Here is a 25,971-nt window from a genome sequence, read left to right on the forward strand (position 1 = left end):
GTCAGCTCCATCGACAGGCCGGTTTGCAAGGCGAAACCGGAAAAACACAACCGTCGAAAAAGCATAGCCGCCCGCCATGGATTCACCCGGCTGATTGAGCGGTTAGCGCAAAGTCGAGTGTGGCAATGTGTTGCGATGTGCTATTTCAAGGCATGCTTTCTTTCAAATCATCTTCGAGAGGCCGTCATGTTCAACGCCATTCTGATCGACAAAGACGACAACGGTTATCGCGCCAACCTGCAGCAAATCGATGAGCAACAGTTACCCGAAGGCAACGTCAGCGTGAACGTGGCGTACAGCACGCTGAATTTCAAGGATGGGCTGGCGATCACCGGCAGCAGTCCGGTGGTGCGCAAGTTTCCCATGGTGCCGGGGATCGATCTGGCGGGAACGGTCGAGTCCAGTTCGCACCCGGATTTCAAGGCCGGCGATCAGGTGCTGCTCAACGGTTGGGGCGTCGGTGAAAACCACTGGGGCGGACTGGCGCAGAAAGCCCGCCTCAATGGCGACTGGCTTATTCCGCTGCCCAAGGCCTTTACGCCGGCGCAAGCGATGGCCGTTGGCACGGCAGGTTATACGGCGATGCTGTGCATTCTGGCGCTGGAGCGTCATGGGGTAAAACCGGATCAAGGCGAAGTGCTGGTCACTGGCGCCAATGGCGGGGTCGGCAGCTTTGCCATTGCCTTGCTCAGCACGTTGGGATACCGAGTGGTGGCCTCAACGGGCCGGGTGTCCGAGCATGAATATCTGCAGCAACTGGGCGCTGCTGAAATCATCGATCGGGCCACCTTGTCCGAGCCGGGCAAGCCGTTGGCCAAGGAGCGCTGGGCGGCGGTGGTCGATTCGGTCGGTAGTCACACGCTGGCGAATGCTTGCGCCAGCACACGCTCCGAAGGTGTGGTCGCGGCGTGCGGACTGGCTCAGGGCATGGATTTTCCGGCCTCGGTAGCGCCGTTCATTCTGCGCGGTGTGACGCTGGCCGGGATCAACAGCGTGACTCAGCCCAAGGCGCGCCGTATCGAGGCCTGGGACCGACTGGCCAGGGATCTGGATTTCTCCTTGCTAAAGCTGATCAGTCACGAAATCAGTTTGCGCGAGGCACTTGAGGCCGCGCCCAGACTGCTTGCCGGGCAACTGCGGGGCAGGGTGGTGGTCGACGTCAATCGTTGAGTTCGCGCGCCAGTAACTGACGCTTGCGCTCGACGCCCCAGCGGTAGCCGGAAAGATTGCCGTCGCTGCGCACCACGCGGTGGCAGGGAATCGCCACCGCCAAGCGGTTGGCGCCGCACGCCTGAGCCACCGCGCGCATCGAAGTCGGTGCGCCGATGCGTTGCGCGATCTCGGCGTAACTGGCGGTGCTGCCTGCGGGGATCTCGCGCAGCGCCTGCCAGACGCGCTCCTGAAACGCGGTGCCGCGTATATCCAGCGGCAAGGTCAGGCCCGTCGCCGGTGCTTCGACAAAGCCGACGACGCTGGCGATCAACTGTTCGAAATCACGGTCGGCACCGATCAGGTTGGCGTTGCGAAATTGATCCTGCAGGTCGCAGACCAACTTATGTGGATCGTCGCCCAGCAGAATCGCGCAAATCCCCCGTTCACTCTGCGCCACCAGAATCGCCCCAAGCGAACATTGGCCGACGGCAAAGCGAATGTCGTTGTTCTGTCCGGCGCCGCGGTAGTCAGTCGGCTTCATGCCCAGCAGTTGATCGGCTGCTGCGTAGAAACGGCTGTTGGAATTGAAGCCCGCGTCATACAGCGCATCGGTCACCGAACCGCCGTCCGCCAGTCGTGCACGCAGCTTGCGCGAGCGTTGCGCCGTGGCGTAAGCCTTGGGCGTCAGGCCTGTCGCAGCTCTGAATATTCGATGGAAATGAAAAGGGCTGAGCCCGGCGCTGGCCGCTAGGTTGTCGAGCGCCGGCAACGTCTCGGACGCCTCGATCTGCCGACAGGCCGCAGCAATGATCGCTGCTTGCTGCGCGTCATTCTGGACCTTGCTGGCGCGTTTGCTTGGACGATACCCGGCAGCTTCGGCCAGTTCAGGGGTATCGAAAAACTCGACGTTCTGCGGTTTGGGCAAGCGCGCAAGGCTGCTCGGACGGCAATAGACGCCGGTGGTCTTTACCGCGTAGACAAATTGCCCGTCAGCACTCGGGTCGCGGGCAACCACGGCGGCCCAACGTGGATCGTCTTCAATGTTGATGGTGTTCGAAAGCGTTTCCATGACGAGTAATCCGTTGACCTGTTTGGCTCAGGTTAACCAGCATCGTAGCTCGCAACACTCCGCGCCTTGCGGTCAAACTTTTACTGATCCCCGGCGACGCGGAAGGTGATGTTGATACGTCGTTCGCCCAAGCGTGGGTGATGGCCGGGTTTGACCGGCAGCACGCCGTGATAGCGCAGGCGATCCGCGCCGCCCCAGACCACCATGTCGCCATGCAGCAGCGGGATGCGCTGGCTTTTATCGCTGCGCTCGAAGCCGCCAAACAAAAACATCGCCGGCAGACCCAGCGACAATGAAACGATGGGCGCAGCAAAGCCCTTTTCGTCTTTGTCCTGATGCAATGACATCTTGGCGCCGGGGACATACTGGTTGATCAGGCAGGAATCGGCATGGAAATCCTTGAAGCCGGCTTGCGCTGCCGCCTCGTGCGCCAGATCGGCAAACACCGCCGGCATCGACGGCCAGGGCAAGCCGCTGAGTGGATCGACGCTGGAATAGCGGTAACCGCTGCGATCGGTGATCCAGCCCAGTTGCCCGCAACTGCTGGTGCCGACCGACATGCTGAACCCACCCGGCGTCACCATGTGGCGGAGCGGAGCGGCAGCAAGAATGGCCTCGAGCGCCGTCAGCAGTTGCTCGACCCGAGGCGAGGCGAACCCGCGCAGCACCCACGATTGCTCGCCAATCTGCTCGGCGCGGGGTTGCTGTACGGGTTCGTTGTCGGCGAACAGGTCAAAGGTGGTCGGTTGCATGGTGTCGGTTACAGCGCTTTGCTGACCTTGATGTCACTGAGCTCTTCATCAGCGTGCATTTTTTTCAGCGCCGCTTTCGCTTCCTCGTCAGTGCCGTTTTTGAGTTCTGCGAAGTCGAAACGCTGCTCGCCGTCCAGTTTGTACTTGATCACATATTTGGTTGTTTGCGCCACGGTGGTGGTTTCCTTTCAGAATAGGCTGCGCGTCTCAGCTCAGTTTGGTGCTGGAGCGACGGATGATCTTGATCGAATGGGTCAGCGTCGGCTTGCGCGTCACGCTGATTGCGCGGCGATTGACGGTGTCGATGGTGATGTTCCAGAAGCCGGTGCTCGGCGCGGTGATGCGCGCCGGGAAGGTGTCGAACGCGCCGCCGTGATAGGTATGACGGCCGCCGTTTTTGAAGCTGCGGAAGTTGGCGTCGTTCATCAAACGGATGTTGCACATCTGCGAGCATTGAATGACGACGATGTCGTCTTCGTTGAGGTGCTCGCGCTGGTGAATGAATTTCATGGGCGCCTCCAGAAGGGCTTTTTCTACTAAATCAAAACGATAGCTTGTCGATGGACGCAGTTTATCAGCCCGCACGGGTTATTATCTGGCCGTCGGGCGATGCTTTGACAAATTTTGAACAGATATTCGCAATGGCATGCGGGTTAAATGCGCAAGGCCCCGGAGAAAAGCGGCATTCATGCTGTCGGACGGTCTTTAACGGAGGATTTATATGAAGTGGGGTGTGGCGTGTGTGCCGTTGATTCTGGCGATGGCCGGTTGTGCAAATGTTTCCGAAATCAATGAAACGCTGCCAACCATGAGCGTGATCTCCGGCAAAAAGCCTCAGGAGTACGCGCAGTGCCTGACCGACAAGCTTGCTGACAGCCGTGGTGCGCTGCAGGTCCAGCCGCAGAAGGATGGGGTTCGGGTGATCGTCCCGGGCAAACTGTCTTCAGGCCCGGCAGCGGTGTTTGATATCGAAGATCGTGCTGGCGGCAGCAGCATCAAACTGCACGAGCGAATGTCCAATGTGCCGGTTCGCCCCCACGATGTGCAGAAAGCCGCGAACGCCTGTATTTCCGGCTGATAGACTACTGAACATCAGCATCCGATGCCGTCACAGTCCTGCTGTGACGGCATTGTCATTTTTGGAGTTGCGATGAAGCGAGAGCACGTGCGCGAGCGCCATGCAGAGGGCCTTGTCTCTGCCACCCATATCATCCAGAACCCGGCGAATCCCGGTGAATGGATCGTGTTTTTCAAGAAGAGTGCAGGGCGCAGCTACTTCTTGGTGGACGACAATGATGAAGTCGAGTCTTTCAGTCGGCTCGACGAGTTGATCGAGGTCGTCCGTGGCCTCGGGATCAAGTTCGCCGAAATCCACATGTAGCGACTATTTGCATACGACCACGACGTTGCGGGTCTTGTAATTGCCGACGTCGACGCCGAGGGTTTTATCATCTTCCTTTGGCGCCGGTGTGCCGTCGGTGCCGACGATGCGATAGCCGGTGCCTGCGCAAGAAGCGTCGGCTTTCTCGTAGCACATTGCCCAGGAGTTGGCTTCGCCGGAGCAATCGATGCTCAGGCCCTGTTCGCCATTGTTCAGATAGGTCGGCTGCGAGGTGGCACAGCCGCTCAGTACCAATGCCGCGAAGAGCGGCTGCAGTTTGTTCAGGTTCATGGTTGCGTGGTCTTCAAGTGGGGGACTGGAGGCTCTGACAGCGCCGCGATGAAAAGGTTATAGCGATTGGCCACTTGTTTGCCAACAAGGCACAAAAAAGCCCTGCGTGCTGGCAGGGCCTGGGGCGTGCGGCAACGGGATCAGTCCTGATCTTTGCCACGACGCTTGGATGATGCAGGCGTATCGGTGAATACCGAGGCCACATCCGTCGCCATCTGTTCACTGTCGAAAGGCCCGGCGATGTGTTCGCCATTGGTGGTGGTCAGCGTCCACTTGCCGTCTTTCTTGTCGATCACATACCCGTTGATGATTTTTACCGCGGCCATCTAGTCTGTCTCATTCGCTGGTTCAAAGGCGTCATGATAGCGGCAAATGCTCGCATTGGGAGCTGATAAGCGTATGGTGACCCCGATGCTCACGATCCTGGGCTACGCTGAATTCGCCGCTGAAAAACCTCGACGGAACTATCCGCGCGAATATTTCTCTATGTTGGCATCGGTTAGCCAGCGCGGGGCATTGTAAGGCGCACGCCGCCTGATTAGACTGCCTCGAAACTCGTACACACAGCCTTTTCAAGGACTTATATGATCAAGAAATGCTTGTTTCCAGCAGCCGGTTACGGCACTCGCTTCCTCCCAGCGACCAAAGCCATGCCTAAAGAAATGCTGCCGGTGGTAAACAAGCCACTGATCCAGTACGGCGTTGAAGAAGCACTGGACGCGGGCCTGACTGAAATCTCCATCGTTACCGGTCGTGGCAAGCGTGCTCTGGAAGACCACTTCGACATCAGCTACGAGCTGGAAAACCAGATCAAGGGCACCGACAAGGAAAAATACCTGGTCGGCATCCGCAAGCTGCTGGACGAGTGCTCGTTCTCCTACACCCGTCAGACCGAAATGAAGGGTCTGGGCCACGCGATCCTGACTGGCCGCCCGCTGATCGGTGACGAACCGTTCGCCGTGGTACTGGCGGACGATCTGTGCGTCAACATCGACGGCGACGGCGTGCTGACCCAGATGGTCAAGCTGTACAAACAATTCCGCTGCTCGATCGTCGCCATCCAGGAAGTCGATCCGCAAGAAACCAACAAGTACGGTGTGATTGCTGGCGAAATGATCCGCGACGACATCTATCGCGTGCACAGCATGGTCGAGAAGCCGAAGCCGGAAGACGCGCCGTCGAACCTGGCGATCATCGGTCGTTACATCCTGACCCCGGACATCTTCGACCTGATCGAACAGACCGAGCCAGGCAAGGGCGGTGAAATCCAGATCACCGACGCCCTGATGAAACAGGCCCAGAACGGCTGCGTCATGGCCTACAAGTTCAAGGGCAAGCGTTTCGACTGCGGTGGCGCTGAAGGCTACATCGACGCGACCAACTTCTGCTTCGAAAACTTCTACAAGACTGGCAAGGCCTACTAAAAGCTTTTGCCCCGTCTGCAAGATAAAGCCACCTTCGGGTGGCTTTTTCATTTTCCGTCCTTATATAAACGGCAGTGCTTGCCCAATGGATGACTGCGGGTATGCTGATGGCCTGCCGAGGAGATAGAAATGGCCTACGATTTTGACCTTTATGTGATTGGTGCCGGTTCCGGCGGTGTGCGGGCTGCGCGGTTTGCTGCCGGTTTCGGGGCGAAAGTGGCGGTGGCCGAGAGTCGTTATCTGGGCGGGACCTGCGTCAACGTCGGCTGCGTGCCGAAAAAGCTGCTGGTTTACGGCGCGCACTTTGCCGAGGACTTCGAGCAGGCGTCCGGTTTTGGCTGGAGCCTGGGCGAAGCGAACTTCGACTGGGCCACGCTGATCGCCAACAAGGATCGCGAGATCAATCGCCTCAACGGCATTTACCGCAATCTTCTGGTCAACAGTGGCGTGACCCTGCACGAGGCGCACGCCAAAATCGTCGGGCCGCACGAGGTCGAGGTCAATGGTGAGCGCTTCACCGCGAAGAACATTCTGATCGCCACCGGCGGCTGGCCGCAGATCCCTGAGATCCCAGGGCATGAACACGCGATCGGTTCGAACGAGGCGTTCTTCCTCAAAGAGCTGCCCAAGCGGGTGCTGGTGGTGGGTGGCGGTTATATCGCCGTCGAGTTCGCCGGAATCTTCCACGGCCTCGGTGCCAACACGACGCTGCTGTATCGCGGCGATCTGTTCCTGCGTGGTTTCGACGGCTCGGTACGCAAGCATCTGCAGGAAGAGTTGACCAAGCGCGGTCTCGATCTGCAATTCAATGCCGACATCGCACGCATTGACAAGCAGGCCGACGGTAGCTTGAAAGCAACGCTCAAGGATGGTCGTGTACTCGAAGCCGATTGCGTGTTCTACGCCACCGGCCGACGTCCGATGCTGGACAACCTTGGCCTGGAAAACACCGATGTGCAGCTCGACGACAAGGGCTTCATCAAAGTCGACGACGAGTATCAAACCACCGAGCCGTCAATTCTCGCGCTGGGCGATGTCATCGGTCGCGTGCAATTGACCCCGGTCGCACTGGCTGAAGGCATGGCCGTGGCTCGACGCTTGTTCAAGCCAGAGCAATATCGCCCGGTGGATTACAAGATGATCCCGACGGCGGTGTTCAGCCTGCCGAACATCGGCACGGTCGGTCTGAGCGAAGAGGAAGCGCGCGAATGCGGCCATGAGGTGGTGATTTTCGAAAGCCGCTTCCGGCCGATGAAGCTGACCCTGACTGACTGTCAGGAGAAAACCCTGATGAAACTGGTGGTCGACGCCAGGACTGACAAGGTGCTTGGCTGCCATATGGTCGGCCCGGACGCTGGCGAGATCGTGCAGGGCCTGGCGATTGCCTTGAAGGCCGGCGCGACCAAGCGCGACTTCGACGACACCATCGGGGTGCACCCGACGGCCGCCGAAGAGTTCGTCACCATGCGCACACCGGTCAGCGCTTAAACATCCTTCGCTTTGGCCGAGTCTGGCGCTGCTGCAACGGCAGCCGCCAGACGCTGGCTGTCTTCCAGGCTTGCCTGAGCCTTGAGCAATTCCTTTTCCAGTGACTGATTGAGCTGCGTCTGCTCGTCGACGCTCTGTTTGAGCGCCTGGCTTTCCAGTGTCGCCACGCGTAGACGTTCCTGGAGCAGGGTGCGCTCGCTGTCCATGCGCGTGGCCTGCTCGAGCAATTGATCCTGACGCTGATTGCTCTGCTTGAGCTGGTCCTGCAGCAGGTTCAGCTCACGCTGGGTGCCACGGTTCTCGGTGAGCAGACGTTCGTTGTCGCGGTGCAGCTGTGTGATCTCATCCTGACGCACCAGCGCGCTCTGCTGGGCTTGACGCAATTCTGCCTGTATCTGCTGGAGCTGCCCTTCATGGCGGGCCTGCTCCTGCTCGCGCTGTTCCTTGGTCGCATTGCGGTAATGCTCCAGCGCATCGCGGGCGTGCAGGTGTTTTTCTTCCAGTGAGCGAATCTGCTCGTCCTTATCCTGCAAGCGCAATTCAAAGTCGGCCAATGCCTGATTCAGGCCAGCGTTGCGCGTCTGTTCGGTTTGCAGCATCGAGCGGGTGCTGGTCAGCGCTTCGGATTCGCGTTGCAGCGCGGCACCCTGAATATCGTGGTCGTGTTCGAGTTTTTCCAGCGCCTGGCGAGCCTGTTTCAGCTCGGCTTCCAGTGCTTCGCGTTGCTCTTCGAACTGCTCGCGTGCTTGCTCGATGGGCTCTTGCGCCTGCTCTTTGAGGCGCTGGGCGAGGCGAGAGACGAGGGCGGTCAGCTCATCATCGATTGGTTCTGCCGACGCTTCCGTCGGCTGGGCACCATCGTCCAATTCTTTCAGATAGCGATGGATCGTGGTTTTCGAGCCGGTGTTGCCCATTTCGATGCGTACTGCATCGATGCTCGGGTGTTCGCCGCGAGCCAGAATCGCAGTGCGCGCGATTTGCACCAGTGCTTTGGTAATGCCGCCACGGGCCATGTGAACTCCTACGGTTACGTACTGTGGTACATGCCACTAAAGTACGGAGTGTACCACGCTGAGAATAGAGGTAAATCATTGAAATAAAACAGGCGGGATATACTGGTATTACCCAATGTCAGACGGCAAAATGCGCATCTGCATGCCTGATCCAGTACACCAGCGAGAAAACCGCCCATGAGTGACATCGATCGCTATCTGCAAGCCGCCACCCGTGACAACACCCGCCGCAGCTATCGCATGGCCATCGAGCATTTCGAGGTGTCGTGGGGCGGTTTCTTGCCGGCCACCGCCGACAGCGTTGCGCGTTATCTGGTGGAGCACGCCGGCGTGTTGTCGATCAATACGCTGAAATTGCGTCTGTCGGCGCTGGCGCAGTGGCACAACAGCCAAGGGTTTGCCGACCCGACCAAGGCGCCAGTGGTGCGCAAGGTGTTCAAGGGGATTCGCGCGTTGCATCCAGCGCAGGAAAAACAGGCCGAGCCGTTGCAGCTGCAGGATCTGCAGCGAGTGATCGATTGGCTGGAGCACGAGGCGCAGACCGCCCGGCAAGAGCAGGACCGCCCGACATTGCTCAAGGCCCATCGTGATCGTGCGCTGATTCTGCTGGGTTTCTGGCGGGGCTTCCGCAGCGACGAGTTGTGCCGCTTGCAGGTCGAGCATGTGCAGGCGAGTGCCGGCAAGGGAATCACGTTGTATCTGCCGCGCAGTAAGGGTGATCGGGAAAATCTCGGACAGACCTATCAAGCCCCGGCCTTGTTGAAGCTGTGCCCGGTGCAGGCCTATATCGACTGGATCACAGAGGCAGCGCTGGTGCGCGGCGCGGTTTTCCGCAGCATTGATCGCTGGGGCAATCTGAGCGAAGAGGGCCTGCACGCCAACAGCATCATTCCTCTGCTGCGTCAGGCCTTGCAGCGAGCCGGGATTGCCGCCGCCGGTTATACCAGTCACTCGTTACGACGCGGCTTTGCAACTTGGGCGCATCAAAGCGGTTGGGATCTGAAATCGCTGATGAGTTACGTCGGCTGGAAGGACATGAAATCCGCCATGCGCTATGTTGAGGTCAGCCCATTCCAGGGAATGGCTCGGATTATGGATAAGCCGGATCAACCGTAGAGATCGTTTTCTTCTATTAATACAGTCAGCTAATAGCGAAAACAAATCAGCAGTATCAGGTTTGCCAATGAGCCTTCCGTCGAGTGAGTGGGTAGGATTCACCCATCAACTTCATAACCCCTGACGGAGAGTCATCGATGCCTATCATCAACAGCCAAGTAAAACCGTTCAAAGCTACCGCGTTCAAAAACGGCGACTTCGTTCAAGTCTCGGATGCTGACTTGAAAGGCAAGTGGTCCGTAGTGTTCTTCTACCCAGCCGACTTCACCTTCGTGTGCCCGACCGAGCTGGAAGACCTGGCCGACAACTACGCTGAGTTCAAGAAGCTGGGCGTGGAAATCTACAGTGTTTCGACCGACACCCACTTTGCTCACGCTGCCTGGCACAACACTTCGCCAGCCATCGGCAAAATCGAATACACCATGATCGGCGACCCGACCCACGTCATCTCCCGCAACTTCGACGTGCTGATCGAAGAAGCTGGCCTGGCTGACCGTGGCACTTTCGTGATCAACCCTGAAGGCCAGATCAAAATCGTTGAACTGAACGATGGCGGCGTTGGCCGTGACGCTTCCGAGCTGCTGCGCAAGATCAAGGCTGCTCAGTACGTCGCTGCACACCCAGGCGAAGTTTGCCCGGCCAAGTGGAAAGAAGGCGAGGCCACTCTGGCTCCGTCCCTGGACCTGGTTGGCAAGATCTGAGTCTGTGACATGCAACGCAGGGCGGTACGCCGCACCTTCTTAAGTTAGCTGCACCGCCCAATAAAAATGCCCGGGCGAGATTCGCTCGGGCTTTTTTTCGCCTCAAACAAAGGAAATCGCCCGTATGTTGGACGCCAATCTTAAAGCCCAGTTGAAATCGTACCTGGAACGGGTCACCCAACCGATCGAGATCGTTGCATCCCTCGACGACGGTGCGAAATCCCGTGAAATGCTTGACCTGCTGAAAGACGTTGCCAGTCTTTCGAGCCAGATTACCTTGATCGACAGCGGTGACGACGCGCGCAAGCCATCGTTCTCGATCAACCGCCCCGGAGCCGACATCAGCCTGCGTTTTGCCGGTATCCCGATGGGCCACGAATTCACTTCCCTGGTGTTGGCCCTGCTGCAAGTCGGCGGCCATCCGTCGAAGGCCAGCGTTGAAGTGATCGAGCAGATCCGCTCGCTCAAAGGCGAGTTCAGCTTCGAGACGTATTTCTCGCTGTCCTGCCAGAACTGCCCGGACGTCGTCCAGGCGTTGAACCTGATGGCCGTGCTCAACCCGAACATCCACCACGTCGCCATCGACGGCGCGTTGTTCCAGGACGAAGTCAACGATCGCAAGATCATGGCTGTGCCGAGCATCTACCTGAACGGCGAAAACTTCGGCCAGGGCCGCATGGGTCTGGAAGAAATCCTCGCCAAACTCGACACCGGCGCCATCGTGCGTCAGGCCGAGAAGATCAGCGCCAAGGAAGCCTTTGATGTACTGGTCGTCGGCGGGGGCCCGGCCGGCGCTTCGGCCGCGATCTATGCCGCACGCAAAGGCATCCGCACCGGTGTCGCCGCTGAGCGCTTCGGCGGTCAGGTACTGGACACCATGGCCATCGAAAACTTCATTTCCGTACAGGAAACCGAAGGCCCGAAACTGGCCACGGCGCTGGAAGAACACGTCAAGCAGTACGACGTCGACATCATGAACCTGCAACGTGCCGACAAGCTGATCCCGGGCAAGAATGGCGAGCTGCACGAAGTCCGCTTCGCCAGCGGTGCAACCCTCAAAGCCAAGAGCGTAATCCTCGCGACCGGCGCACGCTGGCGCGAAATGAACGTCCCGGGCGAGCAGGAATACCGCAACAAAGGTGTGGCGTACTGCCCGCACTGCGACGGCCCGCTGTTCAAGGGCAAGCGTGTGGCGGTGATCGGCGGCGGTAACTCCGGCGTTGAAGCAGCCATCGATCTGGCCGGTATCGTCTCGCACGTCACGCTGCTGGAGTTCGACGTGCAACTGCGCGCCGACGCCGTATTGCAACGCAAACTGCACAGCCTGCCGAACGTCACCGTGATCACCAGTGCGCAAACCACTGAAGTCACCGGCAACGGCGAGAAGGTCAACGGCCTGCGCTACAAGGATCGCAGCGCTGATGAGCTGCGCACGGTCGAACTGGAAGGCATCTTCGTGCAGATCGGTCTGCTGCCCAACACCGATTGGCTGAAGGGCACCATCGAGCTGTCGCCGCGTGGCGAGATTATTGTCGATAACCGTGGCGAGACTTCGATCCCGGGGATCTTCGCAGCCGGTGATGTGACGACTGTGCCTTACAAGCAGATCGTGATTGCGGTAGGCGAGGGCGCCAAGGCTTCGCTGAGTGCGTTCGATCACTTGATCCGGACTTCGGCACCGGCGTAATTGCCACCTCGAAAACGAAAAAACCCATGAGTGATCATGGGTTTTTTTATGCGCGCGTAAAGCTGCCCCTCACCCCAGCCCTCTCCCGAGGGAGAGGGAGCCGACCGAGCGGTCTGGCGTTTTCTGTCAACCGGAAAGATCCAGTCGATTATGGGTTCACCGCCAATCGTTCAGGTCGGTGTAATTCTCCAACATCCCCAATCAGTCCCCTCTCCCTCTGGGAGAGGGCTAGGGTGAGGGGCTTTCAGCTTTTACAGCGGCGCAGGCTGAATGATCTCGACCCAGTAACCATCCGGATCCTTGATGAACGCCAGGCTCTTCATGCGGCCATCGGTCAAGCGCTTCTGGAAATCGCAACCCAGTTCTTCAAAACGTGCACATGCCGCGACGATATCCGGCACCGAAATGCAGATGTGGCCGAAGCCGCGTGGGTCGGTGTTGCCGTTGTGATAGGCGAAGTCGGCATCGTTTTCGGTGCCGTGGTTGTGGGTCAGTTCGAGAATGCCCGGGATCGATTTCATCCACTCGGTGCGTGCAGCGGCGTCAGCCGGGATCTGTGCTTTGTCGACCAGCGCGAGAAAGTACAGGCTGAACTCGGCCTCCGGGAAATCACGTTTCTCGACCAGCGAAAAACCCAGCACGCGGGTGTAGAAATCCAGCGACTTGGTGATGTCCTTGACGCGCAGCATGGTGTGGTTGAACACGAAGTTGCGGGTTGCGCTGTCTGGCGTAGCAGTCACGCCGGGAAAAGTGTTCAGTTCGTTGAGGCTCATGGGCCCTCCAATAACAATGGGCAAGTGTATGGGCGCAATGATACGCATGCCGGCCGGCATCGCCAAATGCAAGGCGGGCTTGCCCTGCACGAAGGCGGGGCTCAGACTTTGTCTTCTACCTACGAGTGCGTCCGGCAATGATCCGACTGTTCAAATCCGTGTTTGTTTTTTTTGTCTTGTCGTCGACCGTGGTTTTTCCGGCGGTGGCCGAACCAGCCATCACCTGGCCGGCAGGCTGGGAAGTTGAAGCCTTGCCGGACACCGCGGCGCCGGTCTCGCGACAAAGGGCGGTGAAGCACGATGCCGATGGTAACCAGGTGATGGTGATGGAGTTGACCATGAGCCAGGTGGAGGCGGGACATCAGGTCAATTTGCAGGGTGTGCTGCTGGAGATGCGCAAATCCATTCAGAAGGATTTTTTCCGCAGTGGTTATCAAAGCGTGTGCAACAGGATTCATCCCGCAGCACTGGGTTCATTGACCGGGCTGGAGACGACCTGCACGGTAACCGAAAATGGCCGGCACGTATTATCACAAACGTTGGTGGCAGCTGTGCAATCGGACAAGGCTTATGTACTTTCATACGCCGGCCAGGCAGAGGTTTATAAGGCGAGCGAGGACGAAATAGTGGCTGCTCGCAACAGCCTGAAACTATAGACGTTCGTACTAAGTCACTGAAAATTGAATACCGGAAAGGATTAAGCACAAAGTTTTATCAGGTACTCACGGCAACATCGCGCAGCAGGATGTTTAAGCGACTGACTCACTAACGTTACACAAAATTCTAACTTATTTGATGAAAATCATTTCATTTGTTAGATATTGTCAATAAAAAAGCCCTGCATCGAGCAGGGCTTTTTGCTGGCGTCAGATTAACCGCGCAACCAGGAATCAACGGTGGATGCACCGTACTGTTCTTTCCAGGCTTTCAGGCCGCGATGATTGCCGCCCTTGGTTTCGATCAGTTCGCCAGTGTGTGGGTTCTGGTAAACCTTGACCACGCGAGCGCGGCGGGTCTTGGGCGCTGCAGGCGCTTGCAGGCCGGACTTTGCCGGGTTCGGATCGAGAATGGCGATGATGTCTTTCAGGCCTTTGCCGTAGCTTTTCATCAGTCCCTGGAGCTTCTCTTCGAATTCGATTTCTTTCTTGAGCCCGGCATCGTTCTTCAGCGATTCCAGCTGTTTGAGCTGTTCCTGAAGGGCCTTTTCAGCTGCACGAAATTCAGCGAGTCTGGACAATATCTTTACTCCAATAGTGTGTTTGGCTGATACCAACCGCAAACAAAGCTATAAGCCAAGAGCCTTGAAGCGACTCGGTGATAAATGGCTCACCTGCCAATCCGGCTGAGGTTGAAAAAATTGTAGTAGTTAATGCGACAAGAGTAAATCCTGATGTTGTCGTCATGTAACAACAATGATTTTTTGTATCAAATTGGTGCGCCTGTTCGGCAGGATGGTCGGGGGAGTTAATGATGAGTTAATGCGTCGATGAAATCTGCGGCTGGCATTGGTTTAGCGTAAAAATAACCCTGCAGAAAGTTAACGTGATGTTCGGTCAGGTAATCGGCCTGAGCCTGGGTTTCGACACCTTCGGCAACAATACCCAGCTCCAGCTTGGCCGCAAGCTCAATGATGGAATCGAGTATGTGCCGCGATAAGGCATCGATGCCGACCATAGCCACGAAACTCTGGTCGATCTTGAGAAAGTCGACATTGAAAGTACGCAGGTAACCGAGACTGGAGTGGCCGGTGCCGAAGTCGTCGATCGCGATTTTTACGCCCAACGCACGCAACTGCTCAAACAGCTGCAATGTGATGTCGGTCGGCTCGATCAGCTCGCGCTCCGTCAGTTCCAGTATGAGTTGCACGCTACCCGGCGCGAATGCAGAAAGGAGCTCGCGACAATCTTCCACCAGTTCCAGGTCCCGGCAATGGCTGGCGGTGATGTTGATCCCCAGGTGAAACGGCTTGGCGAAGGTCGCCGCGTGAGGCCCTAGCAGCAGGGCTGTCTGCTGCATCAGGGCGCGGGTCATGGGTACGATCAGGCCCGAGTGTTCGGCAAACGGGATAAACAGATCCGGACGCACCAGCCCTTCTTTCGGGTGGTTCCAGCGCATCAATACTTCGGCACCTGACCATTGCTGGCTGTCGCCGTTAACCACGGGCTGGAAGTATGGAATGAATTCACCGGCTTCCAGCGCACGGAGCATTTCGTGACTGGGGGAGCTCGAGCGTTTTTGTACGAAGTGTCCGATCGCGCCGGAGACCACGCCGAAAAAGATCAGCAGACTGAACAGTGGCGGATACTCAGCCGCCATGTACCGCCAGGTTTCGCCTCGAGGGAAACCCGCCGTAACTCTGAAACCATATTGCCGGGACTCAAGCATGCTCTGCGCGACCGGCAAGGTCGGCAGCGACCCCTGATGCACTTTGCCGTCGGCGGACAACCAGTTATCGCCCACTTGCAGCATCAGCAATGTCTGGCGACCGATCAGGCGCAGAATATTGCTCAGGTGATAACCATCGAGCGTGGTCAGCGCGCCGCCGCGACCGTCGCTGAGGCGATAGACCAGCAGCGCCGTATCGGGTGTCACAGGGTTACCATTCATCAACCACAGCCGGCCCTGATGATAATCCCCGGCATTCACGGCTTCCTCGAACTGACCGAACAGCGAGCTGCAGTAAAGATTGTTATCCCAGACCAGATTGGTCGAGCGCACGAATGGCCGGCGGGTCACTTGTTCGCGCAGGGCCAGCTTCACCTCTTCGCAGTTTTTTCCGGCAAGCGGAAGCAAAGCCCGGGCGGCTTCTGCGGTGTTATCGAGCATCAGGTCGAACTGGCGCAACGCTTGTTCGGCAGTTTCCCCGGCGCTTTGCTGCAGCGTGCGTTCTGCCTGCATATAGAGGATCACACTGCCCAGCGCGATGGGCAGCAAACCGCTGAGCAGCGTTACTGCAATGCGGGTGCTGCGTTTGCGGCGGGGTCTGCGGGTCAACGGCATGGGCACATCCTGTGGCTTGGAGTCGGGCCCGGTAAACAATTGAGCCAGAGGGGAGAATAGATGGCAGATGGCTCTTGTACAGTAGGCAAAAAAGCGGATTCTAAAGGGAGGGCAGACAAGCCAGGTTACGCTGTGTAGAATCGGGTTACGCATACAATAATAATCGTCTTCTGGCAGCAGAAGCCTCGCCCACAAGAGCCTTGGGTCGACAATGAAGATATTCGGGTTTCAACTGATCTACGGAGACTTCCTCGCCCGCAGCGTGCGTGGCATCTCCTGTGCGCCTCCCTCTGCCTCGCGTTCCTGACAAATAACCCTGGTTAATTGATAAGAAATGATGAGGCGTCACCATGGCAGATTTATACGAAAACCCAATGGGCCTGATGGGCTTCGAGTTCATCGAGTTCGCAGCGCCGACTCCTGGCACGCTTGAGCCGATCTTCGAGATCATGGGCTTCACCAAGGTCGCGACCCACCGTTCCAAGAACGTGCACCTGTATCGTCAGGGCGCGATCAACCTGATCCTCAACAACGAACCCAACAGCGTCGCCTCGTACTTCGCTGCCGAACACGGCCCGTCCGTTTGCGGCATGGCGTTCCGCGTCAAGGATTCGCAGAAAGCCTACAGCCGTGCACTGGAACTCGGCGCTCAGCCGATCCATATCGAAACCGGTCCGATGGAGCTCAATCTGCCAGCGATCAAAGGCATTGGCGGCGCGCCGCTGTACCTGATCGACCGGTTTGGCGAAGGCAGTTCGATCTACGACATCGACTTCGTGTTTATCGAAGGCGTTGATCGCAACCCGGTCGGGGCCGGCCTGAAGATCATCGACCACCTGACCCACAACGTTTATCGCGGTCGCATGGCCTACTGGGCGAACTTCTACGAGAAGCTGTTCAACTTCCGCGAGATCCGTTACTTCGACATCAAGGGCGAGTACACCGGCCTGACCTCGAAAGCCATGACCGCACCGGACGGCATGATCCGCATCCCGTTGAACGAAGAGTCGTCCAAAGGCGCCGGGCAGATCGAAGAGTTCCTGATGCAGTTCAACGGCGAGGGCATCCAGCACGTTGCCTTCCTCACCGACGACCTGATCAAGTCCTGGGATCAGTTGAAGAAGATTGGCATGCGCTTCATGACTGCGCCGCCGGACACTTACTACGAAATGCTTGAAGGACGTCTGCCGAATCACGGCGAGCCGGTCGATCAACTGCAATCACGCGGCATTCTGCTCGACGGTGCGTCGGAGCAGGGCGACAAGCGTCTGCTGTTGCAGATCTTCTCGGAGACCCTGATGGGCCCGGTGTTCTTCGAGTTCATCCAGCGTAAAGGTGACGATGGTTTCGGCGAAGGCAACTTCAAGGCATTGTTCGAATCGATCGAGCGTGACCAGGTGCGTCGTGGTGTGCTGACCACTGAGTAATCCGCACCTGAAATGAAAAATCCCGGCCTGCAGAGATGCAGGGCCGGGATTTTTTTCAGGTTCAAAAGATCGCCGCCTTCGGCAGCTCCTAGAGGAAAAACGCATTCCAAATGCAGGAGCTGCCGAAGGCGGCGATCTTTTGCTTTCAGGAGCGGCGTTGGCGCGTCAAATGCTTGAAGCCCTCGAAAACCAGTACCACCACCGCCAGCCAGATCGGGATGTAAGTCAGCCACTCGCCCGGCTTGATGCTTTCTCCCAGCAACAACGCCACTGCAAGCAACAACACCGGCTCAACATAACTCAACAAGCCAAACAGACTGAAAGGCAGGAGGCGGCTGGCAATGATGTACACCACCAGCGCGGAAGCACTGATCAGGCCGAGCAGCGGAATCAGCCACATCAGGCCCGGATACTGATCGAATACTCCCAGACCTTGTTCGCCGCCCTGCACAAACCAGTAAGCAATCGGCAGCATCAAGGTCATGTCGACCCACAGGCCGCCAAGATTGTCGGTCTTCAGGTATTTGCGCAGGACGAAGTACAGCGGATAGCCGACCACGACGACCAGCGTCGCCCAGGACAATCCACCGACCTGATACAGCTCGTTCACCACGCCGAGGCAGGCAAAGAACACTGCGATTTTTTGCAGGTAAGACAGGCTTTCGCCGTAGGTAATCCGCCCGGTCAGCACCATTGCCAGTGGCAGCAGGAAATAACCCAGCGATACATCGAGGCTGTAGCCATTGAGCGGCGCCCACATGAACAGCCATAGCTGCACGCCAAGCAGCGCCGACGAAACAAGCAGCCCGGCGATCAGTTTCGGCCTGGCCGCCATCAACCGGATCAGCTCCACTACCCGACGCCATTCCCCGGATACCAGCATGAACAAGGTCATGCACGGCACGGTCAGGAGCATCCGCCAGCCGAAAATTTCCACACCGCTCAGAGGCGTAAGCAGCGACGTGTAGTAATACATGACGGCAAACAGCACCGAGGCTGACACTGATAAAGCGATACCTTTAGACAAACTGTCCTCGCGTGTTGAGGGTTGAACGGGTGCGCAGGATACGGGTTTTTCGTGGCGAATATTGAGCAAGTGCTCATTATTTCAAACGCAAAGCAGGCGCGCGGGCGCCGGACCTGTTGGCAGATTCAGCATAGTTGGCGAATCTGCCTTGGCGAGCTCTGGTTGGTTAGCGCCCGTTATCAATCAGCCTTCAACGGATTGCCGAAGCGTTTGAGGTACAGCTCCCCAAACTTGTACGAGGCGTAATCGGACACATGACCGATGTCGCGGTACACCGGCACGTCATCGACCGTGGTCATGCAGGTGCCGTCTTTGCATTGCACGGTTTTTGGATCAAGCACCATCAATTGTGGATAGTCCGTCTGCAGTTCGGTGAACAGCTTCGCCATGAACGGATCCTCCAGGCCTGACCATGGCACGGCAGCACACAGACGGCTCTGTTCAGCGCTGCCCATCATCCCGCGCAGCTTGACCTGTCGGAGCAGGCACTCGTTGATTCTCGCGGGCATGGGCAGGGTATTCATCAGCAGGATCGGCCGCGCACCGGATTTGACGATGATGTCCAGCGCCTCTCGAAGCGCCATCCCCAGTCGTTGCTGGGACAACGCCAGGCTGCGCGGGTCATCGAGTTTCGTGACGATGGAATCGGTGAGGTAAGCCTCCCAGAACTGGCCGATGATCACGTACTGAAAACGATTGCTGGCGATGAGGTCGTAGTAGCGTTGCGCCGCGGCGTGACATTTCTCATACAGCGCATTTTTGGCTTTGTACCAGTTGTAGAGATAAATCCGGGGCAGTGCGAGGCAGGCGGGATATCCCTGCGCCAGCACCGACAGCCCAGCATCCTTGGCGAGTGTTTCGACAAAGCCCCAATAGTGGTTCGAGTAAGAATCGCCGATCAGCATCACCTGCGGTTTCGCCTGTGTCGCGCCCATGATGCAACCCGGATTGGTGCCATCACTGGTGCCCAGGCAATCCTCGCGGTTGAGCGGTACATAGGCTTTCAACGTGCTGAACATAGCGACAGAGTCTTCACCAAACCGGTTAGGCCAGCCCTCATGGTTTCTACCCGCCGCGTGCAGCAGCGACAGGCAGATCGCGGGCAGTACCATCATCAACAGCAGGGTTTTGGCGAAACCGGCTCGCGCCTTGCGAAAGCGGTTTTCAACAAGCACAAACGACAGGTAACCGATCACGAACGTGGCGATGAAGTACACGACCGTCACGCTTGGCGTCAGCGCGATGCCCAGATAAGCGAGCACCGCGAGAATCGGCCAGTGCCACAGATACAGCGAGTAGGAGAGGGTGCCGATAAATACCAACGGTTTAAATGCCAGGGCATTCGAGGTGATGCTGACGTCACCGATACCGCGAAACAGCAGCACCGCGGTGGCAATGCACACCGCGACAGCATGGGGACCGGGGAAGCCACCGAGGATGTCATCCTGAATCGCACAGTAGAAAATTGTTGCCAGTGCAAGCGCGCAAACCAGAGAAGCGCTCAAACGGCCCAGGCGAAATCTGTCCGAGCTGAAAATGACCGCACACGAGCCGATCATCAATTCAAAGATTCGCGCGGTGAAGAAGTAGTAGTTCAGGTCGGGATAGGCCCGCGACAGGTACAGCGCGAGCGCCGTGGCGGCCACAGTCAAACCTAGCACGACGGCTTTGAACGCTTTTCCCGGCACATAGCGATCAAGCAGCCAGATGCCCAATGGCAGTAGCAGGTACCACTGCCATTCAATGGCCAGCGACCAGGTGTGCAACAGCGGCAGACTCGCCGCGTCGGGCGTCGCATAACCCGTAGTCACTTTGGAAAAGTACTGATTGGAGATGAGCAGCGAGGTGTATTTCCCGCTTTTCAGAAAGTCGATGTAGTCATCGGGCAAATACAGCAGCGTGCTGACGACTAACGTCACTACCAGCAATGCAATGACTGCCGGTTGCAGGCGCCAGATTCGCCGGGTGTAGAACCCGGTGAAGCTGAACGTGCCGTTCTCCAGCGCTTTCATGATGATCGAGGTGGTCAGATATCCCGAAACCACGAAGAAGATGTCCACGCCGATAAAGCCCGACGGAAACAGCGTCAGGCCGCCGTGGAAGACGAGAACGAGCAGAACTGCGATTGCCCGCAGCCCGTCGATGTCCGCACGGTATTCAAGGGCGGCAATCCGCGGGTTGGCGCTGGTTGGCGGCGCAGAAGGGGAGGTGTCGTATGCCTTTTTGTTATCGAACGCTTTGAACATCGCGCGCAGAGGCTTGCAGGCAAACTCGAGAGGCCGATTGAACATTGACTATCCTGGCTGACTTTTCGAGCGAGCAACCGTAGGTCGTGGCTGCTGAAGCTCGGTTCCATAAAGCGGCCGAGTATATAGGTTTTGTTACAAAGGCCTTGTTTCGTTTCCACCGGCCAGCCCTCTCTTTCGGGAGAGGGCCGGGGCAATGTCAGGACTGAATCGGTTTGCGTCCCGACACAAAATGGCTCACATCGTTGAAACCCGGTGTCGAGGCATGCCCCGGTGTCACCAGCGAATCAATGAACGCCTCGTCTTCGGCGGTGATCTGCACCGCCTGCGCCAGCGTGTAGGCGTCCCACTGCTGTTCAGTGCGTGGACCGACGATCGCCGAGGTCACCGCGCGGTTGTTCAATACCCAGGCAATCGCGAACTCGACCATGCCGACGCCGCGTTGCTCGGTGTATTGCTGAATCTGCTGGGCAATGCGCAGCGACTCCACGCGCCATTCGGTTTCCAGAATGCGCTTGTCCTGACGCCCGGCGCGGCTGTTGGCGTCTGGGGTCACATCGGGTGCGTACTTGCCGCTGAGCACGCCACGGGCCAGCGGGCTGTAAGGCACCACACCGAGGCCGTAGGTTTGCGCAGCGGTGATCTGCTCGGTCTCGGCCTGGCGGTTGACGATGTTGTACAGCGGCTGGCTGATTACCGGCCGATCCACGCCCAGTTTGTCGGCAATGCGAATCACCTCGGCAATCCGCCAGCCTCGGTAATTCGACAAGCCCCAATAACGAATCTTGCCTTGGCGAATCAGGTCGCCAATCGCCGACACGCTGACTTCAAGCGGGGTGTTGTGGTCTTCGCGGTGCAGGTAATAGATGTCGACGTAGTCAGTTCCCAGCCGCGTGAGGCTGGCTTCAAGCCCGTTGAAGATGTGTTTGCGGCTCAGACCGCTGCGGTTCGGCACACCGTCCACTGGGCCGAAACCGACCTTGGTGGCCAGTACCCATTCATGCCGATGCCGGGCAATCGCCTCCCCGACGATCTCTTCGGAACGGCCGTTGGTGTAGACGTCGGCGGTGTCGATGAAATTGATCCCCTGATCCCATGCCTTGTCGATGATGCGCAGCGAATCTTCCGTGCTGGTCTGTTCGCCGAACATCATCGTGCCGAGGGTGAGGGTAGAGACCTGCAAGCCCGAGTGGCCCAGTGTGCGGAAGCTCATGCCGAAATCCTTTTGTCGGTGGGAAGGGGTTAATCAAATACCAGAAGCGTCAGAGCCCGCAAAGTGAATTATTGCACCGGTTAAACGCAAAAGATCGCAGCCTTCGGCAGCTCCTACAGGGAACGCATTCCAGAGAAGGAGCTGCCGATGGCTGCGATCTTTTGATCTGCGCGTCTGATTAGGCCCGCAACGCCCGCGTCATCCGCAAGGCCAACAGACTCCCGCCGACAATCACCGCCGCCAGCACATACAACGCCGCATCCGTCGAACCGGTGCTGTCCTTGACCCAACCGACCAGGTACGGACTGAGGAACCCCGCCATCTGCCCCATCGAGTTGATCAACGCCAGGCCACCGGCCGCCGCACCCGCGCTCAACATGGCCGTTGGTACTGGCCAGAACATCGGCAGGCCGGTCAGCGCTCCCATCGTCGCAATGGTCAGGCCGAGAATCGCAATCGCCGGATTCGCTGCAAAATTCACTGCAATCACCAGCCCGACCGCCCCCATCAGCATCGGTACCACCAAATGCCAGCGACGCTCCTTGCGCAAGTCTGCCGAACGCCCGACCACCAGCATGAACACTGCCGCCAGCAGATACGGAATCGCACTCAGCCAGCCGATCACCAGGTTATCGCTGAAGCCGAGGTTCTTGATGATCGAAGGCAGCCAGAAGTTGATCGCGTAGACGCCGCTCTGGATGCAGAAGTAGATGAGGCCGAACGCCCAGATCGCCGGGTTCTTGAACACCGCGAGCAGCGAGTCGGTCGCGGTCTTCGGTTTGTTGGCGAGATCTTCGGCGTGGTCGGCTTCGAGCACCGAACGTTCGTGGGCGGTCAGCCATTTGGCGTTGGCGAAACTGTCGCTCAACAGGAAATACGCCAGCGCGCCGAGGATCACGGTCGGAATGCCTTGCAGCAGAAACATCCATTGCCAGCCGGCCAGGCCACCCTGGCCAGCGGCGAAGTGGTTGAGGATCCACCCGGAAAACGGGCTTCCGAGCAAACCTGAGACCGGAATTGCCGACATGAACAGCGCCATGATCCGCCCACGGCGGAAGGTCGGGAACCACTGCGAGAGATACAGCACGACGCCCGGGAAGAAACCGGCTTCAGCCGCACCGGTGAAGAAGCGCAGGGTGTAGAACTCGGTGGGTGTGGTGACGAACAACAGGCAAGTCGACAGCGTGCCCCAGGTGATCATCATCAGCGCAATCCAGCGCCGTGGGCCGAAACGGGTCAGTGCCAGGTTGCTCGGCACGCCGCACAGCACGTATCCGATGAAGAAAATCCCGGCGCCGAGGCCGTACACGGTTTCGCTGAACTTCAGTGCATCGAGCATCTGCAACTTGGCGAAACCAACGTTGACCCGGTCGAGGTAGTTGAACAGGTAGCAGATGAAAATGAAGGGAATCAAACGCAGGGTGATGCGTTTGTAGACGGCGTTTTTACCGTCGTCGATGGTCTGGGTAGCTGCGGCGCTCTGCGACATAGCGGCTCTCTCTTTATTATGATTTTTTGCGATGCAAAGGGTAACGTTGATCGCCCTGAGAGTCTCGGCCACCTTTGGCCGGATTGTCTTTGTGCCTGAGCACAGGGTTTGTCGCCAGACCCTGTGCGGCTGAACAACCGCTTGTGCCTGAAATGAAGGATTGTCGCCGCTATGTTCGAACTCGATCACGACCTTGCCCAGGACATCGTCGACCGGGCCATGGCCATTTTGCCGTACAACGTCAACGTCATGGACAGTCAGGGCCTGATCCTCGGCAGCGGCGAACCGGAGCGGATCAACACCCGTCATGAAGGCGCGCAACTGGTGCTGGCCAACGGGCGTGTAGTGGAAATCGATGCGCAGACGGCGGTGCATCTCAAAGGCGTGCAGCCGGGGATCAATCTGCCGCTGCTGCTCGACCAGCGCCTGATCGGCGTGCTCGGCATCACCGGCGAGCCGGAACAATTGCGCACCTACGCCGAACTGGTGCGCATGACCGCCGAAATGCTCGTCGGCCAGCGCAATCAGCAGGTCGAGCAGCAGTGGCGGCGCCAGCGTTGTGATGATCTGCTGGCGCTGTTGTTGAGCGAGGCGGGGGATTCGCCGCGTCTGGTCGACGAGGCGCAGCAGCTCGGGCTGAAACCACAATTGACGCGGGTGCCCTATCTGTTCGAGCTGGGCCTCGAACACGGCCCCGGGCAAACCGTCGAGGCGTTGAGCGCATGGCTGATATCGCGTTATCCCGACAGTTGGTGCGTGAGTTCGGCGAAGTCGTCGCTGCTCTGGTGTCGCCCGGCGAGCCAGCACGTCGAGCATGATCGCCTGCTGGAAAAACTCGACGGCCTTGGCTGGAAGATTCTGCGTATCGCCGTCGGCGGGCAGGCGGATGGTCTGGCCGGGTTGCGTCGCTGCTATCGACGAGTCGGCGATTTGCTTGCTTATGGACGTGATGTGCTGCCGAATTCGAGGCTGCTGACGCTCAATCGTTACCGCTTGCCGGTCATGCTGTGGCGCCATCGCAACGATGATGCGCTGGACGAGTTGCTCAAGCCGCTGCGCAAGGTCATTGCCAAGGACAGCAACGGCCAGTTGCTCGCGACCTTGCGCAGTTGGTGCGAGCACGATGGTCAGAGTCAGGCGTGTGCCGATGCCCTGGGGATTCATCGCAACAGTTTGCGTTATCGGATGGAGCGGATTGCCGAGTTGAGCGGGGTTGATCCGTTGAAGCTGGACGGGATGCTGGCGTTGTATCTTGGGGTGCAGCTACTGCCGCAGACAGATCCGGGTTAATTGGGCGTCTTCAAAGACGCCATCGCGAGCAGAATGCATTCCCCTGTAGGAGTGAGCCTGCTCGCGATGGCGGCGGTACATTCACCGCAGAGCCTTTTGTGAAAATGAACAACAATCACCTCCAGCCCTTGTGCACCCGACCGGCGTCAACGCCCATGGCGACTGGCAGCATGAACGCCAATGCAACCGGAGAATTCCCATGAAGATCGTCATCGCCCCCGATTCGTTCAAGGACAGCCTGAGTGCCCAAGGCGTTGCCGAAGCCATCGCCCGCGGATTGGCTCAGGTCTGGCCGCAGGCGACACTGATCAAGTGCCCGATGGCCGATGGTGGCGAAGGGACGGTCGAGTCGGTTCTCGCGGCCTGCGAAGGCGAACTGCGCCGCACCCGCGTGCGCGGCCCGTTGGGTACGCCGGTCGACGCGGCGTGGGGCTGGTTGCCGCACAGTCACACGGCAATCATCGAAATGGCCGAGGCCAGCGGCCTGCAGTTGGTGTCGCCGGGACAGCGCGATGCCTGCATCAGCAGCACCTTCGGCACCGGCGAATTGATTCGTGCTGCGCTGGATGCGGGGGCGCAACGGGTGATTCTGGCGATTGGCGGCAGCGCGACCAACGACGGCGGGGCCGGGGCGATGCAGGCCTTGGGCGTGAAGTGGCTGGATGCGCAGGATCAGCCGCTGGTGCCCGGTGGGCTGGCCTTGGCGCAATTGGCGAAGCTGGACTTGAGCGAAGTCGATCCGCGTCTCGCGCAGGTGCATTTCGACATCGCCGCTGATGTCAACAATCCGCTCTGCGGCCCGCAGGGTGCCTCGGCCATTTTCGGTCCGCAGAAGGGCGCGTCGCCTGTGCAGGTTGAGCAACTGGATCAGGCACTGGGGCACTTCGCCGAACTCTGCGCGCAGGCGTTGGGCAAGGATGTGCGCGATGAGCCGGGCAGCGGCGCGGCGGGTGGCCTGGGGTTTGCGGCCAAGGCTTTTCTCGGCGCGCAGTTTCAGGCGGGCGTCGAGGTGGTGGCGGAATTGGTCGGGCTTGCTGAGGCGGTCAATGGCGCCGATCTGGTGATCACCGGGGAAGGTCGGTTCGACGCGCAGACCCTGCGCGGCAAGACGCCGTTCGGTGTTGCGCGGATAGCCAGACAGCATGCCGTGCCGGTGATTGTGATTGCCGGAACCTTGGGCGAGGGCTATCAGGAACTCTATCAACATGGAATCGACGCCGCGTTCGCCGTGACCAGCGGGCCGATGACTCTGGAACAGGCCTGCGCCGAAGCCCCACGGCTGCTGAGTGAGCGTGCCACCGATATTGCTCGGGTCTGGCAACTCGCCACCCACCGCTGATCGGCTTGCCTATGTAGGAGCTGTCGAGTGCAACGAGGCTGCGATCTTTTGATCCTGCTTTTAAAAGTCAAAGGATCGCAGCAGTGTTTGATT

The 25,971-nt window shown here is 58.5% G+C and carries 26 protein-coding genes; 12 read left to right on the forward strand and 14 right to left on the reverse strand.

Features of this window, described 5'->3' with window-relative positions; genetic code table 11:
• Window positions 1-186 precede the first annotated feature (186 nt).
• The gene (locus tag BLU71_RS07065; RefSeq protein ID WP_042606847.1) at window positions 187-1,170 is read left to right on the forward strand and encodes an MDR family oxidoreductase; all 984 of its coding nucleotides are present in this window, start codon (window positions 187-189) and stop codon (window positions 1,168-1,170) included.
• Here the strand turns inward: BLU71_RS07065 and ada are convergent.
• From ada to BLU71_RS07080, 4 genes are all read right to left on the reverse strand, one after another.
• Window positions 1,160-2,221 (reverse strand): bifunctional DNA-binding transcriptional regulator/O6-methylguanine-DNA methyltransferase Ada, encoded by a 1,062-nt coding sequence (gene ada, locus BLU71_RS07070; protein ID WP_083352664.1) that lies wholly within the window; start codon window positions 2,219-2,221, stop codon window positions 1,160-1,162. The genes BLU71_RS07065 and ada overlap by 11 nt on opposite strands.
• A gap of 80 nt (window positions 2,222-2,301) precedes the next feature.
• The gene (alkB, locus tag BLU71_RS07075) at window positions 2,302-2,973 is read right to left on the reverse strand and encodes a DNA oxidative demethylase AlkB (RefSeq protein WP_065616250.1); all 672 of its coding nucleotides are present in this window, start codon (window positions 2,971-2,973) and stop codon (window positions 2,302-2,304) included.
• An 8-nt stretch (window positions 2,974-2,981) separates the two neighbouring features.
• Entirely contained in the window at window positions 2,982-3,146 is a 165-nt protein-coding gene (locus BLU71_RS27465; RefSeq protein WP_165839199.1) for a hypothetical protein, read from the reverse strand.
• A gap of 34 nt (window positions 3,147-3,180) precedes the next feature.
• Window positions 3,181-3,483, reverse strand: a complete 303-nt coding sequence (locus BLU71_RS07080) for a DUF1883 domain-containing protein (protein WP_007912251.1) — start codon at window positions 3,481-3,483, stop codon at window positions 3,181-3,183.
• A gap of 211 nt (window positions 3,484-3,694) precedes the next feature.
• Here BLU71_RS07080 and BLU71_RS07085 point away from each other — a divergent pair, with 211 nt between their 5' ends.
• On the forward strand, window positions 3,695-4,051 hold the full coding sequence (locus BLU71_RS07085) for a hypothetical protein (RefSeq protein WP_042606850.1): 357 nt from the start codon (window positions 3,695-3,697) through the stop codon (window positions 4,049-4,051).
• A gap of 72 nt (window positions 4,052-4,123) precedes the next feature.
• Window positions 4,124-4,354 carry a hypothetical protein gene (locus tag BLU71_RS07090; protein ID WP_042606851.1) on the forward strand — a complete coding sequence of 77 codons (231 nt, stop codon included), beginning with the start codon at window positions 4,124-4,126 and terminating at the stop codon, window positions 4,352-4,354.
• Between the two features lie 3 nt (window positions 4,355-4,357).
• Here BLU71_RS07090 and BLU71_RS07095 read toward each other — a convergent pair whose 3' ends face one another.
• Both BLU71_RS07095 and BLU71_RS07100 read right to left on the reverse strand, forming a co-directional pair.
• Window positions 4,358-4,645 carry a hypothetical protein gene (locus BLU71_RS07095; protein ID WP_042606852.1) on the reverse strand — a complete coding sequence of 96 codons (288 nt, stop codon included), beginning with the start codon at window positions 4,643-4,645 and terminating at the stop codon, window positions 4,358-4,360.
• 140 nt (window positions 4,646-4,785) lie between these two features.
• Window positions 4,786-4,971 carry a hypothetical protein gene (locus BLU71_RS07100; protein ID WP_016774922.1) on the reverse strand — a complete coding sequence of 62 codons (186 nt, stop codon included), beginning with the start codon at window positions 4,969-4,971 and terminating at the stop codon, window positions 4,786-4,788.
• A 258-nt stretch (window positions 4,972-5,229) separates the two neighbouring features.
• Here BLU71_RS07100 and galU point away from each other — a divergent pair, with 258 nt between their 5' ends.
• Together galU and gorA are read left to right on the forward strand one after the other, a co-directional pair.
• A complete protein-coding gene (gene galU / locus BLU71_RS07105; protein ID WP_024013124.1) occupies window positions 5,230-6,069 on the forward strand; it encodes a UTP--glucose-1-phosphate uridylyltransferase GalU in 840 nt (279 codons plus the stop codon).
• 129 nt (window positions 6,070-6,198) lie between these two features.
• Entirely contained in the window at window positions 6,199-7,557 is a 1,359-nt protein-coding gene (gorA, locus tag BLU71_RS07110; RefSeq protein WP_083352665.1) for a glutathione-disulfide reductase, read from the forward strand.
• Here gorA and BLU71_RS07115 read toward each other — a convergent pair.
• Window positions 7,554-8,570: a DNA-binding protein gene (locus tag BLU71_RS07115; protein ID WP_083352666.1), complete on the reverse strand. Its 1,017-nt coding sequence runs from the start codon at window positions 8,568-8,570 to the stop codon at window positions 7,554-7,556. The two genes, gorA and BLU71_RS07115, sit on opposite strands and share 4 nt — an antisense overlap.
• A gap of 177 nt (window positions 8,571-8,747) precedes the next feature.
• On the opposite strand from BLU71_RS07115, the gene BLU71_RS07120 reads away from it, so the two are divergent.
• The 3 genes from BLU71_RS07120 to ahpF all read left to right on the forward strand — a co-directional run bounded on the left by BLU71_RS07120 (window position 8,748) and on the right by ahpF (window position 12,074).
• Window positions 8,748-9,686, forward strand: a complete 939-nt coding sequence (locus BLU71_RS07120) for a site-specific integrase (protein WP_083352667.1) — start codon at window positions 8,748-8,750, stop codon at window positions 9,684-9,686.
• Window positions 9,687-9,823: 137 nt separating this feature from the next.
• Entirely contained in the window at window positions 9,824-10,387 is a 564-nt protein-coding gene (gene ahpC, locus BLU71_RS07125; protein ID WP_016774916.1) for an alkyl hydroperoxide reductase subunit C, read from the forward strand.
• 124 nt (window positions 10,388-10,511) lie between these two features.
• On the forward strand, window positions 10,512-12,074 hold the full coding sequence (ahpF, locus tag BLU71_RS07130) for an alkyl hydroperoxide reductase subunit F (RefSeq protein ID WP_083352668.1): 1,563 nt from the start codon (window positions 10,512-10,514) through the stop codon (window positions 12,072-12,074).
• Between the two features lie 251 nt (window positions 12,075-12,325).
• On the opposite strand, the gene gloA is transcribed toward ahpF, so the two are convergent.
• Complete coding sequence (gloA, locus tag BLU71_RS07135) at window positions 12,326-12,847, reverse strand: lactoylglutathione lyase (RefSeq protein WP_039762746.1); 522 nt, start codon at window positions 12,845-12,847, stop codon at window positions 12,326-12,328.
• A gap of 137 nt (window positions 12,848-12,984) precedes the next feature.
• On the opposite strand from gloA, the gene BLU71_RS07140 reads away from it, so the two are divergent.
• On the forward strand, window positions 12,985-13,503 hold the full coding sequence (locus BLU71_RS07140; protein ID WP_083352669.1) for a DUF4946 domain-containing protein: 519 nt from the start codon (window positions 12,985-12,987) through the stop codon (window positions 13,501-13,503).
• A gap of 215 nt (window positions 13,504-13,718) precedes the next feature.
• On the opposite strand, the gene BLU71_RS07145 is transcribed toward BLU71_RS07140, so the two are convergent.
• Window positions 13,719-14,084 carry a histone-like nucleoid-structuring protein, MvaT/MvaU family gene (locus tag BLU71_RS07145; RefSeq protein ID WP_042606858.1) on the reverse strand — a complete coding sequence of 122 codons (366 nt, stop codon included), beginning with the start codon at window positions 14,082-14,084 and terminating at the stop codon, window positions 13,719-13,721.
• A gap of 227 nt (window positions 14,085-14,311) precedes the next feature.
• Window positions 14,312-15,847 carry an EAL domain-containing protein gene (locus tag BLU71_RS07150; protein ID WP_083352670.1) on the reverse strand — a complete coding sequence of 512 codons (1,536 nt, stop codon included), beginning with the start codon at window positions 15,845-15,847 and terminating at the stop codon, window positions 14,312-14,314.
• Window positions 15,848-16,197: 350 nt separating this feature from the next.
• Between BLU71_RS07150 and hppD the strand changes: the two genes are divergently transcribed.
• Window positions 16,198-17,274 (forward strand): 4-hydroxyphenylpyruvate dioxygenase, encoded by a 1,077-nt coding sequence (gene hppD, locus BLU71_RS07155; RefSeq protein WP_083352671.1) that lies wholly within the window; start codon window positions 16,198-16,200, stop codon window positions 17,272-17,274.
• A 145-nt stretch (window positions 17,275-17,419) separates the two neighbouring features.
• Here the strand turns inward: hppD and rarD are convergent, their stop codons facing one another.
• The 4 genes from rarD to BLU71_RS07175 all read right to left on the reverse strand — a co-directional run bounded on the left by rarD (window position 17,420) and on the right by BLU71_RS07175 (window position 23,249).
• Window positions 17,420-18,301, reverse strand: a complete 882-nt coding sequence (gene rarD / locus BLU71_RS07160; protein ID WP_083352672.1) for an EamA family transporter RarD — start codon at window positions 18,299-18,301, stop codon at window positions 17,420-17,422.
• 179 nt (window positions 18,302-18,480) lie between these two features.
• Window positions 18,481-20,592 carry an acyltransferase family protein gene (locus tag BLU71_RS07165; RefSeq protein WP_083352673.1) on the reverse strand — a complete coding sequence of 704 codons (2,112 nt, stop codon included), beginning with the start codon at window positions 20,590-20,592 and terminating at the stop codon, window positions 18,481-18,483.
• A 154-nt stretch (window positions 20,593-20,746) separates the two neighbouring features.
• Complete coding sequence (locus BLU71_RS07170; protein ID WP_064362739.1) at window positions 20,747-21,760, reverse strand: aldo/keto reductase; 1,014 nt, start codon at window positions 21,758-21,760, stop codon at window positions 20,747-20,749.
• Window positions 21,761-21,938: 178 nt separating this feature from the next.
• Complete coding sequence (locus BLU71_RS07175) at window positions 21,939-23,249, reverse strand: MFS transporter (protein ID WP_042606862.1); 1,311 nt, start codon at window positions 23,247-23,249, stop codon at window positions 21,939-21,941.
• A gap of 171 nt (window positions 23,250-23,420) precedes the next feature.
• Between BLU71_RS07175 and BLU71_RS07180 the strand changes: the two genes are divergently transcribed.
• Together BLU71_RS07180 and BLU71_RS07185 are read left to right on the forward strand one after the other, a co-directional pair.
• Window positions 23,421-24,539 carry a sugar diacid recognition domain-containing protein gene (locus tag BLU71_RS07180; RefSeq protein WP_083352674.1) on the forward strand — a complete coding sequence of 373 codons (1,119 nt, stop codon included), beginning with the start codon at window positions 23,421-23,423 and terminating at the stop codon, window positions 24,537-24,539.
• A gap of 199 nt (window positions 24,540-24,738) precedes the next feature.
• Window positions 24,739-25,878 (forward strand): glycerate kinase, encoded by a 1,140-nt coding sequence (locus BLU71_RS07185; RefSeq protein ID WP_083352675.1) that lies wholly within the window; start codon window positions 24,739-24,741, stop codon window positions 25,876-25,878.
• Window positions 25,879-25,971: the final 93 nt, after the last annotated feature.

It is taken from the genome of Pseudomonas moraviensis (assembly GCF_900105805.1).
Taxonomy (GTDB): Bacteria; Pseudomonadota; Gammaproteobacteria; order Pseudomonadales; family Pseudomonadaceae; genus Aquipseudomonas; species Aquipseudomonas moraviensis_A.

What these genes read in the sequence shown, in the direction of transcription:
- BLU71_RS07065 (WP_042606847.1), top strand. Translation starts at nt 187, where the DNA reads ATGTTCAACGCCATTCTGATCGACAAAGACGACAACGGTTATCGCGCC.
- ada (WP_083352664.1), bottom strand. Translation starts at nt 2,221, where the DNA reads ATGGAAACGCTTTCGAACACCATCAACATTGAAGACGATCCACGTTGG.
- alkB (WP_065616250.1), bottom strand. Translation starts at nt 2,973, where the DNA reads ATGCAACCGACCACCTTTGACCTGTTCGCCGACAACGAACCCGTACAG.
- BLU71_RS07080 (WP_007912251.1), bottom strand. Translation starts at nt 3,483, where the DNA reads ATGAAATTCATTCACCAGCGCGAGCACCTCAACGAAGACGACATCGTC.
- BLU71_RS07085 (WP_042606850.1), top strand. Translation starts at nt 3,695, where the DNA reads ATGAAGTGGGGTGTGGCGTGTGTGCCGTTGATTCTGGCGATGGCCGGT.
- BLU71_RS07090 (WP_042606851.1), top strand. Translation starts at nt 4,124, where the DNA reads ATGAAGCGAGAGCACGTGCGCGAGCGCCATGCAGAGGGCCTTGTCTCT.
- BLU71_RS07095 (WP_042606852.1), bottom strand. Translation starts at nt 4,645, where the DNA reads ATGAACCTGAACAAACTGCAGCCGCTCTTCGCGGCATTGGTACTGAGC.
- BLU71_RS07100 (WP_016774922.1), bottom strand. Translation starts at nt 4,971, where the DNA reads ATGGCCGCGGTAAAAATCATCAACGGGTATGTGATCGACAAGAAAGAC.
- galU (WP_024013124.1), top strand. Translation starts at nt 5,230, where the DNA reads ATGATCAAGAAATGCTTGTTTCCAGCAGCCGGTTACGGCACTCGCTTC.
- gorA (WP_083352665.1), top strand. Translation starts at nt 6,199, where the DNA reads ATGGCCTACGATTTTGACCTTTATGTGATTGGTGCCGGTTCCGGCGGT.
- BLU71_RS07115 (WP_083352666.1), bottom strand. Translation starts at nt 8,570, where the DNA reads ATGGCCCGTGGCGGCATTACCAAAGCACTGGTGCAAATCGCGCGCACT.
- BLU71_RS07120 (WP_083352667.1), top strand. Translation starts at nt 8,748, where the DNA reads ATGAGTGACATCGATCGCTATCTGCAAGCCGCCACCCGTGACAACACC.
- ahpC (WP_016774916.1), top strand. Translation starts at nt 9,824, where the DNA reads ATGCCTATCATCAACAGCCAAGTAAAACCGTTCAAAGCTACCGCGTTC.
- ahpF (WP_083352668.1), top strand. Translation starts at nt 10,512, where the DNA reads ATGTTGGACGCCAATCTTAAAGCCCAGTTGAAATCGTACCTGGAACGG.
- gloA (WP_039762746.1), bottom strand. Translation starts at nt 12,847, where the DNA reads ATGAGCCTCAACGAACTGAACACTTTTCCCGGCGTGACTGCTACGCCA.
- BLU71_RS07140 (WP_083352669.1), top strand. Translation starts at nt 12,985, where the DNA reads ATGATCCGACTGTTCAAATCCGTGTTTGTTTTTTTTGTCTTGTCGTCG.
- BLU71_RS07150 (WP_083352670.1), bottom strand. Translation starts at nt 15,847, where the DNA reads ATGCCGTTGACCCGCAGACCCCGCCGCAAACGCAGCACCCGCATTGCA.
- hppD (WP_083352671.1), top strand. Translation starts at nt 16,198, where the DNA reads ATGGCAGATTTATACGAAAACCCAATGGGCCTGATGGGCTTCGAGTTC.
- BLU71_RS07165 (WP_083352673.1), bottom strand. Translation starts at nt 20,592, where the DNA reads ATGTTCAATCGGCCTCTCGAGTTTGCCTGCAAGCCTCTGCGCGCGATG.
- BLU71_RS07170 (WP_064362739.1), bottom strand. Translation starts at nt 21,760, where the DNA reads ATGAGCTTCCGCACACTGGGCCACTCGGGCTTGCAGGTCTCTACCCTC.
- BLU71_RS07175 (WP_042606862.1), bottom strand. Translation starts at nt 23,249, where the DNA reads ATGTCGCAGAGCGCCGCAGCTACCCAGACCATCGACGACGGTAAAAAC.
- BLU71_RS07180 (WP_083352674.1), top strand. Translation starts at nt 23,421, where the DNA reads ATGTTCGAACTCGATCACGACCTTGCCCAGGACATCGTCGACCGGGCC.
- BLU71_RS07185 (WP_083352675.1), top strand. Translation starts at nt 24,739, where the DNA reads ATGAAGATCGTCATCGCCCCCGATTCGTTCAAGGACAGCCTGAGTGCC.